The following is a 13309-nucleotide window of genomic DNA, read 5'->3' as shown; positions in this document are numbered from 1 at the left end:
GCCGGTGTGATGAAATTAATCCATCAGTAAAGCTACCGGTTTGATAAACCAGATAGAGGTTGTGCCAACAAACTCTCACGTTGGCACTCAATAACAGATCAAACTTGCTCACACTTCATAGGGTTCTGGATCTTCAGTTAAGGGTGATTCTGGTCCTGCGGAGGTAGTTGTCATAGCGCTACTGCCCACCTCTCCTGGAATTTTGGGCGTATTGCATACCACATCGGCATTTTGTGCGCGATGACGCAAGGCATGATCCATTAGAACCAAGGCCAGCATAGCTTCAACAATAGGGGTAGCACGTATGCCAACACAAGGATCATGCCTGCCATGTGTTTCGACAATGACCGGCCTCCCTGCTTTATCGATAGAGCGTCGCCCGAGGCGTATGCTGGATGTGGGTTTAATTGCCACATTAACAGTAATGGGTTGACCAGTAGAAATACCGCCAAGTATACCGCCAGCGTTATTGCTCAGAAATCCTTCGGGCGTCATTTCGTCCGAATGTTCTGTTCCTTTCTGGCTGACACTAGCAAATCCTGCACCAATCTCTACTCCTTTGACGGCATTGATACTCATCATGGCGTAAGCAATTTCTGCATCCAAGCGATCATAGACAGGCTCCCCCCAGCCAACGGGCACTCCCTCAGCAATGACGCTGATTTTTGCCCCCACCGAATCACCAGATTTCCGCAAGCGATCCATAAAATCCTCGAGCTCCGGTACAATACGGCTATCTGCCACAAAAAATGGGTTCTGATTCACATCCCCCCATTGTTTGAATGGGATGACGACAGGTCCCAACTGCGCCATATAACCGCGAATGGTTATCCCATAGGTTTCATATAACCATTTCTTGGCGATGGCAGCTGCTGCCACCCGAACTGCAGTTTCGCGCGCAGATGCACGCCCGCCCCCGCGGTAATCACGAATACCGTATTTCTGCCAATAGGTGTAATCCGCATGGCCGGGGCGAAACACTTCCATGATTTTGCTGTAATCCTTGCTACGCTGATCCTCATTACGAATCAGCAAGGCAATCGGTGTGCCGGTTGTTTTATCTTCAAACACGCCCGAAAGGATTTCTACCCGATCAGATTCTCGCCGCTGTGTAACATGGCGAGAAGTGCCAGGTTTGCGCCGATCCAATTCTTGTTGTATAAATTCTTCTGATAAAGCCAATCCTGGCGGGCATCCATCTACTACACAACCAATCGCCGGGCCATGCGACTCGCCAAACGACGTGACACAAAAAAGTTTTCCAAGCGTATTCCCAGACATTCTCTTTTACTCGTTAAATCGGTGAGCCAAGTCTAACATATGCTGGTGTAGATTTTTACTGTTGCTCGCCGGCGAATAATTTTATACCAATGCTTGCGACTGAATTTCTTTCCTAGCCGTGTACCTCTAGGTAAAATGATGTTTACAAATGAAGGTCATTATCTAATTGATGTTACTGAGCTAAAAGAGGAGCAATCATGAATACAGCGGAAGTCAAAGTCTTTCTCATTAATTTACAAAAAAGAATTGTTGCAGGATTAGAGCAACTGGATGGCATGCCTTTCCTGCACGATGCCTGGGAACGTCCAGAGGGAGGCGGTGGACTAAGCTGCGTGATTGAAGAAGGTAATATATTTGAGCGAGGGGGGGTTAATTTTTCTTATGTCCATGGCAGCGGTCTACCTGCGTCAGCTACAGCTGCACGGCCTGAATTAGCTGGCCGTTCATTTGAAGCGACCGGGGTGTCACTGGTTTTGCATCCACGCAATCCCTATGCTCCCACTATACACATGAATGTACGTTTCTTTGAAGCCAAAAAAGAAGGATCAGAATCCGTTTGGTGGTTTGGTGGCGGAATGGATTTAACACCGTATTATGGCTTTGAAGAAGATGCCATTCATTTTCACCAAACGTGTAAAAGCGCACTTCAGCCTTTTGGTGATGAATACTATCCTCGCTTCAAAAAATGGTGCGATGAGTATTTCTACTTAAAGCATCGCAAAGAACCGCGCGGTATCGGCGGTATTTTTTTTGATGATTTCAACCAACCTGATTTCACCACCTGCTTTAATCTAATGCAGAGCGTGGGAGATCATTTTTTATCCGCCTATGTTCCGATCCTGGAAAAACGCCTCAATATACCGTATGGTGAGCGTGAGCGTGATTTTCAGGCGTATCGTCGCGGACGCTATGTCGAATTCAATTTAGTCTGGGATCGAGGTACATTATTTGGATTGCAAACAGGCGGGCGTACCGAATCGATCCTGATGTCTTTGCCCCCAATTGTCAAATGGCGCTATAACTGGACTCCTCCAGCAGGCAGTGCAGAAGCTGCACTCTATAGCAACTTCCTGATTGCTAAAGACTGGGCGTAGGTATTATCTGGAAGATATCATTGAGCGCCGTGCAAGACTGGCGCTCGAACTTCACACTTACTACCGCTTAGCCCATAGAACGCTCTTTAATGACACTATGTCTTATCAATGGTCAGACCAATCTCTTGCCCATAAGATAATTCCAATGTATGACCATCTGGATCTTTCAATAATGCCCAATAACCAACTGGATACCCTGAATCAGTAGGCTCTTTTATCAGAACACCCTCCTCTTTTGCTTGCTTGGATAAACTATCCACCTCTTCCCTAGAGGAACAGCCAACGCCTAAATGAGCTAGCGGCTCAAGAATTACTTTAGGTTTATCTAACTGAAAAAGAACTACCACAAATGGACGAGTTTTATCAGAAAGCCATATTACGCGGATATCCGTTTCAGTATCGATACGATCATGAACCACTACCATGCGGGCATACCGAGCATAGAACGCAATGCTTTTGTCCAAATTGCTCGCAGCAAGTGCAATATGTGTCAAACCAACATCTACTGTCACCTCATACCCTCTAAATAATTAACAATATTCGCAAATTGCTCCACAGATAAGTTTTCTGCCCGTAACCCGGAATCTAAGGCTAAAGCATCAAAATCTTCAGGTTTTAGATAACCACGCAAAGTATTGCGCAATGTTTTACGTCGTTGTGAGAAGGCAGATGATACAATTTTGCTAAATAACGAATCTTGCTCAGCAGGAATAATCGTTTGCGCCAATGGGCGCATGCGTACAATAGCTGATTTTACTTTTGGGACAGGACGAAACGATTCTGCCGGGACCATCAGGATCTGCTCCATTTCAAAATAATTCTGTAGCATGACAGATAAACGCCCATAGTCCGGCGTAGAGGGAAGAGCTACCATGCGCTCGACTACTTCTTTCTGCAACATAAAATGCATATCAGCGATATAGGAACAGAATCGACTAAGATGAAACAAAAGGGGGGTAGAAATGTTATAGGGTAAGTTACCGATGATGCGTAAGCGGTTACCCAATTGAGAAAAATCAAACTTCAGCGCATCTGCTGAATGAATGGTTAGTTTTTCTTCAGGAAATTCCAGCCTTAGGTGCTTAACAATATCTCGGTCAATTTCTATGGTCTGAAGATGATCGACAATTTGTAGCAATGGCCGCGTTAATGCGCCTAATCCAGGGCCAATCTCAATAAGCCGGTCACCCCTGGATGGTCGGACAGCATGAATGATTTCACCAATAATCTGGGGGTCGATCAGAAAATTCTGACCAAAACGCTTGCGAGGAATATGCTTCACAATCTAATAAAAATACGTCAACTTAGGCTGATAGTTAACTGTGGTGATGAAACTTCAGAATTATTGCCGAGTACACCGCTTTTGAGCCAGCATGATTGCCATTTCTATCGCTGCTCGTAAACTACCTGGATCAGCTCGTCCCGTTCCAACCAAATCAAGGGCGGTGCCATGGTCCACCGACGTACGAATAAGGGGAAGTCCCAAAGTGATATTGACCCCCGTGCCGAAGCTTGCGTACTTAAGCACAGGCAGCCCTTGATCATGATACATGGCAAGAATGCAATCATAATCCTTCAACCGTACTGGATTGAACAAGGTATCGGCCGGCAAAGGCCCCAGCAAATTTATGCCTTCCGCACGAAGTTTGGTCAGCACTGGGATGATAATGTCGATTTCTTCACGACCCATATGTCCTGACTCACCTGCGTGAGGATTGAGTCCCGCAACGGCAATGCATGGATTATTGATAAAAAAACGATTAACCAGATCACGATGGATAATACGTAGTTTCTGCTCGAGCTTTTCAGGCGTAATCGTGGCAGCGACTTCTTTCAAGGGCAAGTGCGTAGTAGCAAGCGCTACCCGCATGTTGCCCCCTACCAACATCATCACAACTTGACTATGCGTCATCTCAGCTAGATATTCAGTATGGCCTGTAAAGGGGATGCCCGCTTCGCTGATGATTCCCTTGTGAACCGGTGCTGTCACCAAAGCATCAAATATTCCATTTTGACAACCTTGTATAGCATATTGCAGTGTTTCAATGACAGAACTTGCATTCGCTGGCTCCAGTTTGCCAGGAAAGACAGGTGCGTTTACCGGTATATGCACAAGTTGCAGGCTACCGGGTTTATGTTCACTGAAATGAGCAGAGGGTCTTTCGATTAATTCCAGGGGCAGTTGTAACAATGCTGCGCGCTGTTGCAGCATGTCACGGTCTGCAATAACCACGAGTTGGCAAGATAAGGCTTCCTGGGCAATTTGTATGCACAAATCAGGGCCAATGCCAGCAGGTTCCCCTGCCGTTAAGGCAAGTATCGGTATGTTATTCATCGACTGGCTATACTGTTAAATATCTTCAGCTCGATATTCAACATAAGCCTGATCGCGTAGCTGCTGTAACCACTCCTGCATCACCATTTCTGCCTTTCTTGCATGGATTGCCTTGCGTGCAGTTTGGCGTTCCTGCTCATTACTGACATCTTGTGATCGACGCTCGATCACTTGAATCAAATGCCAGCCAAATTGGGTTCTTATAGGAGAGCTGATTTGGCCAGGTAAAAGCACATCCATAGCCTGTTCAAATTCAGGAACCGTATCACCAGGAGAAAGCCAGCCTAGATCTCCGCCACTTGAGCCACTGGCATCTTCAGAATGAGCTTTCGCTGTTTCTGCAAAATTAGCCCCTTTATCAATGCGATCTTTAATTTGCATGATCATGCGATGCGCATCATCTTCTGATATCAACTCACTGATTTTGATCAGAATATGACGGGCATTTGTTTGCTTGATAATGACCACCGGAGTTTCCTGTGGACGTCGACCTAATAATTTGAGAATATGAAAACCGACAGGACTTTGAATGATGGGCGTTACTTGACCACGCTGCATTTTCACCAGTATTTCAGCAAAAGAGGGTCCCATCTGCATGATAGGTCGCCATCCAAGGTCTCCTCCCTGCATCGCATTGGGGGCATCGGAAAATTCCGCTGAGACTTGCGCAAATTCCACACCTTCCTGTAATTTTCTCATGGCAGCTTCTGCGCGTTGGCGCTTCGCTTCAATCTGTGCTGCATCCATTTGTTCCAAGATCTGGATCAGAATATGGGCAACATGATATTCATCATTACCAATCGATGAGGTTTCCTGAGTCCGTAGAAAATTATCTATTTCCCCTTCTGTTACATTAATCCGGCTGTTTACCTCACGTTCTTTTAATCGAGCCATAAGAACTTCATTGCGTATCTCATCCCGGAATTGGCTCAAACCAATCCCTTCTTGCTCGAGCGCAGCATAGAATTCCCCCATCGACAACTTATTTTCCTTAGCGATATTGCGTATCGTTTTGTCAAGCTCAGTATCATTAACGGATATGCCCAGTTCTTTGGCACGCTGCAACTGGGCTCTCGTCAGGATGAGACGTTCTAGCAATTGTTTTCCCAACACCTCAAAAGGTGGCAGTTGTATTCCCTGTTTCTGCAATTGTCTGACGGTATTTTGAATCACATCATTGAGTTCAGTACGAGTAATCACTTCTTCATTAACGACAGCAACAATATGATCAACTGGTATGGCTTGGCTGAGGGCAACAACAGTTTGTTGTGCAACCGCTTTCCCGGTTATTGCCATAATGATTAGCATCAACATAATCTGACAAGCAAAACTTGCCTGGTTAATATGATGGTTAGCTATTCTGCGTATATTTTTCACCATTCCCATTTATTCCAATTATTCGTAAATATTCATCTCATTTAGAACTGCTCACTTGTATGTGTATAGCCTGGAATACCCTGGCGCAATACCCGTATCGGATTATTCCCTATTCGCATCAGACCATTTAATTCGAGTTGGACAAAAAATGCCGTAGAAGTTCTTTCCGTTGCGGTAATAAATCGGTTTAGCACCATACGTAACGTCCAGCAACACGAATTGTATTCTAACCCTACCAGTCCAGCTAAAAGCTTATCATCCTGCAATGAATAGTTGACGCTTGCCATCCCTTGCCAGTTTCTCAGAAAGGGCCATTGAGTGGATGCATCGACCTGTTCCAGAGCTGCTCCTGGAAGCGGAAATAGTAAATTAGTACTTTGCACCACCCCGGGCACCCCTCGAGTATAGCGATAGCCTAGATTGAATACCTTACCTGGCTCTGGATGATAACTTACGCCGGTGCGGATTTTTTCTACGCGTAATTCACTTGCATCGAGTTGCACACTGGTATCAGTCGTAATCACCGGAGTGATTCTTCCTGAAATAGCTGCAATAAAATCTGATTTATTACTGGTCGTTTGTTGCGTAGCTAGTACCACGTCGCGGTTCGCAAAACGTACTCGCTGACCTACCGCAAGCCGTAACCGCTCATTCCCTGTGGTTGATTCAATGAGACGTGAGGTCAATGCCAAAGTAACTTCATTGGCGTCATTGATCCGGTCATGACCACTGAACCGGTTTTCAGTAAAAATCTGCGCAAAACTGAAATCCATCTCCGCCGATTCAAAGTTGGGAAAGATACGATCACTCTGATTGCGGAATGGAACATAGAGGTAATAAATGCGTGGCTCAAGCGTTTGCACAAAGTTCTCATTTCTGAACTTGGTATCCCGTTCAAATACCACACCAGAGTCGAGGCTGAATAGCGGTACAGTACGATTGATGTTAGTTTCTCCATTTTCACTTACAGGCTCATTGAGATTGTATCGGGTATGATGCAAACTTACCTTGGGCTTGAGATAGCCAAATGCAGTTTGCAAAGGCATGCTAACACTGGGAAAAAGTACTAAGCGCAATCCATCAGCTAGCTTTAATTGTTGCCCATCTGGCAAACGTTGGGTTTCGAAAAAAAAGTTCGTCCAAATACTCGTAAAATCAAAATCCAATCCATAAACATCACGCTGTGATGCTGTCAAGGTAAACTGAGGCAAACGTTTGTAGGGCGGAACAATGAGCGATCTGGGGTCTTGAAGCGTTTGAAAACTCTGGACCATTGTGGTAAAGCTTATCGCCCCATTCTGGCCTAAGCTACTATTATATGTAGTAGTCGCCTGTTGTAAGAGGTTGGTTCTAGCAGTGAGGTTAACGTTAGTGCCGAGATCACGAAAAAAATCACGATCAGAAACAAGATTATAATCGACATTACCTGACCAACCTTTACCAAAATACTGGGCATGATTTAAGAAAACACCATAGCGAGTCTCATTAGTGATCAGATCATTAGGCAATATATCGAAAAGCGCCTGCCCACCCAGCGTTTCGCCCATATAGCGGAACTCATTTTCGAACATTATGCCACGTTTACTCATAGCACGTGCCGTAATCGTTGCATCATAATTCGGCGCGATATTCCAGTAAAAAGGCAACGACATTTCCACACCACTTCGTGCCGTATTGCCCATAACGGGTGCAAGAAAGCCTGTTTTTCGTTTACCACTATAGGAAAAATTTAACCACGGCAAATAAAGAAAAGGAACATCCTTGAATGCAACCCTAACATGGCGTGCAGTACCGATTTCTTTCTCTTCATCAATTTCCAAGTCTTCCGCTCGGATGAACCAATCATCGTTTCCGATTGGGCAAGTTGTATAACTGCCTTTTTTTAGCCGGTAATGATCTTCTCCTTCAAACAAAAATAAACTTCCACTCCCACGCCCCCCTCCTTCTTTTAAATGATAACTCGGCTGGCCAAGCTCTCCTCTAAAACTTTCCAGATTCAACCTGAGATGAGTTCCTTCCAGCACATCTTTCTCTCGTTCAAGATGTACTTTGCCATCAATGATCGCATCTTTTGTGTCAGGAAGATATTTCATATACTCGGCTGATATCACTTGATCACCGCGTTGCAATTTAACCTTTCCTATTGCTTCCACTTCTTCGTGAGGATGACCTTTTATTTGGTCAGCCTCCATAAATACCGGTAGTTTCTTTTTTGACCCACTCAACTGCTCGGCTGCAACCACGATGACAGATGAGCCGAATAAAATAAAAAAAACGAGAATTTGAATATAATAATTGTTCATTACACTTGTAAGTCATCCTGAAAATCTTTTTTCAGGAAGATGTTTGTTATAGTCAGGTTTTCAGCCTATCCACATCATAGGAATAATATGAAATAGAGATGATACAAAAAGAGATAAAGATGATCATTTCGCATCAAGCGTACTAAATGAAAGATCTTATTCCATTTCCAAATCAAAAATGACGCGAAGGCAAGCCGCAGACAGTATAAATAATATGGCAAGGTGAAGTCGACAAAGTCAGTTTTGATCTAGAAATGGAATTAATATGACTTCACCAAATAAAAGTAATTAACTCGTTCATTATTGTTCTCAGGAGTTGTTTTAAAGCATGCAGAATTGAATTTAATTCATTTACCTTGTCCATTACCCATTCTAAATGAGAGTATTATTTTAGCTGACAAAATTTCTTCCATGTCTGATCTTGCTACTATTTTCTCTGAAAACGGCCTGTTAGCCCACACCATACCGGGATATCGAGTTCGTACTCAGCAATTGCAAATGGCTCAAGTCATTGCAGATACAATTGAACATCATAGTGTATTAATAGCAGAAGCTGGTACCGGAACTGGAAAAACATTTGCTTATCTGGTACCCACTTTATTGATGGGCGGCAAAGTGATTCTCTCTACCGGCACTAAAACATTGCAAGATCAACTGTTTAACCGAGATATTCCTACCATTCGTGCAGCCCTTAAAATCCCTATCACTGTAGCGCTGCTCAAAGGTCGAGTTAATTATATCTGTCATTACCATCTGGAAAAAACATTACAATCTGATCACCTTAATTTCGCATCGCGTGAGGAAGTCAAATATCTAGGGTTGATCGAACGTTATGCTAAGTCGAGTTACCACGGTGATAAAAGCGGACTCAGCAAAGTTCCGGAAAATGCAATTATATGGCAATATGTGACTTCCACTCGAGATAACTGCCTGGGCTCAGAATGCCCGAGTTATAAGCAATGCTTTGTTATGGAAGCACGCAAACGTGCGCTTTCAGCCGATATTGTCGTAGTCAACCACCATTTGTTTTTTGCTGATGTGATGCTACGCGATGAAGGATTATCAGAGCTTCTACCTGCCTGCAACACAGTGATTTTTGATGAGGCCCATCAATTGCCGGAAGTTGCAAGTCTGTTTTTTGGCGAATCAGTCAGTACCAGTCAGTTGTTAGAACTTGCGCGCGATACTGAAATTGAAGCCTTGCTCAACGCCAAAGATTTCACTGCACTTCCTGAAGCAGTGACTGTCATGGAAAAGGCAACGCGTGATTTACGTTTAACTATAACTGGAGAAAACACGCGCTTGCCATCTGCTACAGTGATGCAAAACACGGACTTCAACAATACGCTTGCTCTTGTCCAGGAAAGACTCATGCTACTGGTCAGTCTGCTTGAAAATCAAGCGGTTCGCTCACAAGGGCTGGAAAACTGCTGGCGCCGTGCTATTGCCCTTCATGCCAGCATCAAACGCTGGTGTGAGCAAATTGAAAATGAAGGTTATGTTCGCTGGGTTGAAACGTTCAATCATGCTTTGCAGCTGAATGCCACACCATTGTCTATCGCTGAAATATTCAATCGACAATTAAACGCCTCGCCGCGTGCATGGATATTTACTTCAGCAACTTTGGCAGTCAAAAATGATTTTTCCCATTACCATCAGGTGATGGGATTAGAGACGGCTCAGTCAATCAGCTGGAGCAGTCCATTTGATTTTCCGAATCAAGCTTTACTCTATGTTCCCACTCACCTTCCTAACCCTAATGACCGTAACTATATCGAATGCGTGGTCGAGGCTGCACTGCCAGTATTGCGGGCGAGTCGTGGTCGCGCCTTTTTCTTATGCACCAGTTTGCGCGCTATGCAGCGAATTTATGAGCTATTACAGGCAACATTCGAACAGGAGCAGCTTGATTATCCACTCTTGCTGCAAGGACAGGGGTCACGCTCCACGATGTTAGACCGCTTCCGTGAGTTAGGCAATGCCATTCTCATTGGTAGCCAATCATTCTGGGAAGGTGTCGATGTACGAGGTGAAGCGCTCTCATTAGTCATCATCGATAAGCTGCCATTTGCCTCCCCAGACGACCCGGTACTCTCAGCACGCATCGAAAAAATCAATAAGGAAGGTCGTAATGCCTTCATGGAGTACCAACTGCCTCACGCCATCATCAGTCTGAAACAAGGAGCCGGACGCCTCATCCGGGATGAAAATGATCGAGGTGTGCTGATGATCTGTGATCCCCGTCTGATTACTCAATCTTATGGCAAGCGTATCTGGCAAAGCCTGCCCCCGATGAAACGTACCCGGAATCTAGCTGACGTAGAAATTTTTTTTGCTGAAAAGAGTAATCAGAGCACCTCTGAAGAAGCCACCGGGCAGGATAAAGCACAAGGCAGTTGAAGCGCTAACAACCCTAACAACCCTAACAACCTCGTGCGAGCTAGCAACATGCTCACACTGAGTATGTTGAAGTGTGAACGAACTCCAGTCTACTATGTAACAAGCGCGCCAACCCCTCTGCGCCTTGCTGCATTATCTGGTGGTGGTTCCATCTAAACAAAGGCAGCGCAAGTGGAGCAACGAGATTCATCCACAACCGATTAATGCGCACATGCCATTCAAAACGCACTATCGTCATACCATCCTCATGAAAAAAATTCCACCGCCCAGTTCCAATCACTTCACCATAGGCCTGCCCTTCTATTACCGCCAATGGAACGATTCGTGTCACACGTATATCAAAAATAAGCCGATAAGGAATCCGCCCTTTCCAGATAAAACGATGCACACACCCTACCCCATTCGTATCGCCAATAACAAGTTTTTCCACTTTCTCACTGCCCTGCCACCATTTGGGCCAATCAAGGCAATGCGTAATCGCCTCATACACCTCGGCTAAAGAGGCACTGATGCGCCATTCAGTGACAAATTGGAATTCTGTCATGATTACTTTATTAATCAAAATACAAGAGAAAGTTTAAGACTAATGTGATATTTCATTCTTTTAATCACCTCAATGGGGTTACTGTTTTTTTACGCGCCGCTTGCTAAGGAATGTCACGGATTGCTATCCGATCCACCTCGAATCTACTTCCTCTCTTCATCTGATTGTAGATTACGATAGAATCAGTCAGCGCTGCTTCATTGGTACAGATCTGCAGCCACTCCTCTCCAACTGCTTTAGTACCCCATGACACAGGTCGTGTGTTCCTACCTTGCACTACAACAACCTGACCGCTTCTGATCCATAGCCATGTTGAGAGCATACGCCTGGCATCAGATTTCAGGTTTGATAGTTGCAGGAAAACACCACTTTTATTACCTTTTGAAACGACCTTGAGCATATGATTATTATTTTTCTCAGAAACTTCTATCGGAACGCATTTTGAGATGTCCTTGCTGTCACTTTTGTCAGAATGCATCTTCCAGCCGATAACTGGGAAAGCAGATAAAGATTCACAGCTTCCTTTTCTTTTTTTACCCTCACAGCTAGTTTGAGCGCTGGTTTTGCAGCTCTCAAAATCAGGGTTAATTGCGGGGTTGTGCCCAGAGTTCTGAGCATTTGCCGTTGAACATATTGCTATCGTTACAGGCTCGGCGCTGCTTGGCGCAGAAACGATAATCACAAGCACTCCCACACAAAAAGTAAGAACTAATCGCTGCATGATTAATCTCCTTCTGTCTATGCGCAGCGTCGATACCGATTCAAAACCGAGAGTGCTACAATTGAAGCAATCCAGCTACTGCGTTACTTCGTCTTTTCCATCACAGCTATAGCCTGAATGCTTACTAAAGTCATTATCAATATTCGTAATGATCGACGCTCCAGCATCTTAAAGTAGATAATTGATGATTTTCAGATAAATATCCAAGTCTTTGATAAGTTAACTCCGATTATGAAAGTGAGTAAATACGTATAACCACTTAAGGATTATCTTTAGATGATGTTCGCCCATTAATAAGAGATGGGATTATTTCTGGCTTATAAAATTTGTACTTATAGCGCTGAGAACATGGTGCAGATTACAATGTTAGAAATAGATGTATACCTTTTACTCATCAAATTTCGGTAACCAGTTTTCATATTTTTCAATAAAAATTTATGAGCGAACGGTATACTATATATGGGGGATTTTGCGAGACAGTAGGTAGGGTCTAATAAGCGAAGCGCATTGCACCATTTACCTCATAAAGCGCAATAACAATTGCGTCCTACGCGCTGCTCAACCCTGATAGTAAGTATGATTATTGATAACCAACGCAAACATGTCTTTATTTTGTCCATAAGTACGCTTCGAAAGTGCTTGCCACTTGATTATGGTATCAAAAAGATAACCAGATTCAGCAAAGGATATTACGACCTAATATTAAGATTACTGCTTAGATGCCGCTATAAATCATGATGATTTGTAAAATTTTAATAAAACGTAAAAATAATGAATCTATTTACGAAAGTTATAATATAGCCTAACCAGTTAAGAATAATTCAGAATGTATAGGATTTAAAAAGCATCTCAACGGTCTGGTTTTGTTGTTTACGCAGTGCTTTGGCCTGTGCCCATTTATGTTCGATGGGATTAAGATCAGGAGAATAAGCGGGTAAGTATTCAAGGGTGTGCCCAGCGTTTTGTATGGCCTCTTGCGTATCCTGCCTCTTATGGAAGGTAGCATTGTCCATCACAACGACCGCATGTGACGGCAATTTAGGCAACAGGTCCTGCATCGCCCATCCATGAAATACATCGGCGCTGATATTGACTGCAAACAGGCTGACGGTTATCAATAGCTTTCCGATCAGGGCGCCAATCGCGTTGATACGACCTTGCGCATGCCAGTCATGCGTGCCATGACATCTCTGGCCAGCGGGTGCATAACCGTGCGTGCGCGGCGCATCCTGTGCAAACCCACTTTCATCAATA

Annotated in this window: 11 protein-coding genes; 2 read left to right on the top strand and 9 right to left on the bottom strand. The window is 44.3% G+C overall.

What is annotated here, in order from left to right; all coding sequences use genetic code 11:
• Positions 1-108: 108 nt before the first annotated feature.
• The gene (gene aroC / locus BM122_RS07760; protein WP_074904970.1) at positions 109-1281 is read right to left on the bottom strand and encodes a chorismate synthase; all 1173 of its coding nucleotides are present in this window, start codon (positions 1279-1281) and stop codon (positions 109-111) included.
• Between the two features lie 197 nt (positions 1282-1478).
• On the opposite strand from aroC, the gene hemF reads away from it, so the two are divergent.
• Positions 1479-2375 carry an oxygen-dependent coproporphyrinogen oxidase gene (gene hemF, locus BM122_RS07755; RefSeq protein ID WP_074904968.1) on the top strand — a complete coding sequence of 299 codons (897 nt, stop codon included), beginning with the start codon at positions 1479-1481 and terminating at the stop codon, positions 2373-2375.
• 95 nt (positions 2376-2470) lie between these two features.
• Here the strand turns inward: hemF and BM122_RS07750 are convergent, their stop codons facing one another.
• Genes BM122_RS07750 through BM122_RS07730 form a run of 5 tightly spaced genes read right to left on the bottom strand, consistent with a single transcriptional unit; the run spans position 2471 to position 8390 of the window.
• Positions 2471-2887, bottom strand: a complete 417-nt coding sequence (locus BM122_RS07750; protein WP_074904966.1) for a VOC family protein — start codon at positions 2885-2887, stop codon at positions 2471-2473.
• Complete coding sequence (gene rsmA / locus BM122_RS07745) at positions 2884-3657, bottom strand: 16S rRNA (adenine(1518)-N(6)/adenine(1519)-N(6))-dimethyltransferase RsmA (protein WP_177198072.1); 774 nt, start codon at positions 3655-3657, stop codon at positions 2884-2886. Before rsmA ends, BM122_RS07750 begins: the two co-directional genes overlap by 4 nt.
• Before the next feature lie 60 nt (positions 3658-3717).
• A complete protein-coding gene (pdxA, locus tag BM122_RS07740; protein WP_074904962.1) occupies positions 3718-4710 on the bottom strand; it encodes a 4-hydroxythreonine-4-phosphate dehydrogenase PdxA in 993 nt (330 codons plus the stop codon).
• A 15-nt stretch (positions 4711-4725) separates the two neighbouring features.
• Positions 4726-6090, bottom strand: coding sequence for a peptidylprolyl isomerase (locus BM122_RS07735; protein ID WP_074905084.1), 1365 nt, complete (start codon positions 6088-6090; stop codon positions 4726-4728).
• Positions 6091-6128: 38 nt separating this feature from the next.
• Positions 6129-8390 carry an LPS-assembly protein LptD gene (locus BM122_RS07730; RefSeq protein WP_074904960.1) on the bottom strand — a complete coding sequence of 754 codons (2262 nt, stop codon included), beginning with the start codon at positions 8388-8390 and terminating at the stop codon, positions 6129-6131.
• 411 nt (positions 8391-8801) lie between these two features.
• On the opposite strand from BM122_RS07730, the gene BM122_RS07725 reads away from it, so the two are divergent.
• Complete coding sequence (locus tag BM122_RS07725; protein ID WP_074904958.1) at positions 8802-10790, top strand: DNA repair helicase YoaA; 1989 nt, start codon at positions 8802-8804, stop codon at positions 10788-10790.
• A 52-nt stretch (positions 10791-10842) separates the two neighbouring features.
• Here the strand turns inward: BM122_RS07725 and BM122_RS07720 are convergent, their stop codons facing one another.
• The 3 genes from BM122_RS07720 to BM122_RS07710 form a co-directional block, all read right to left on the bottom strand.
• Entirely contained in the window at positions 10843-11334 is a 492-nt protein-coding gene (locus BM122_RS07720; protein WP_074905082.1) for an SRPBCC family protein, read from the bottom strand.
• Between the two features lie 103 nt (positions 11335-11437).
• Positions 11438-12055, bottom strand: a complete 618-nt coding sequence (locus tag BM122_RS07715; RefSeq protein WP_074904956.1) for a hypothetical protein — start codon at positions 12053-12055, stop codon at positions 11438-11440.
• Positions 12056-12876: 821 nt separating this feature from the next.
• Positions 12877-13309 (bottom strand): transposase (locus BM122_RS07710; protein ID WP_305728202.1); only part of this gene is annotated, 433 nt, incomplete at its 5' end.

The sequence above is a fragment of the Nitrosomonas communis genome (assembly GCF_900114745.1).
GTDB lineage: Bacteria > Pseudomonadota > Gammaproteobacteria > Burkholderiales > Nitrosomonadaceae > Nitrosomonas > Nitrosomonas communis_A.
The sequence above is the reverse complement of the archived record's forward strand: the minus strand, read 5'-3'. Positions and strand labels throughout refer to the sequence as shown.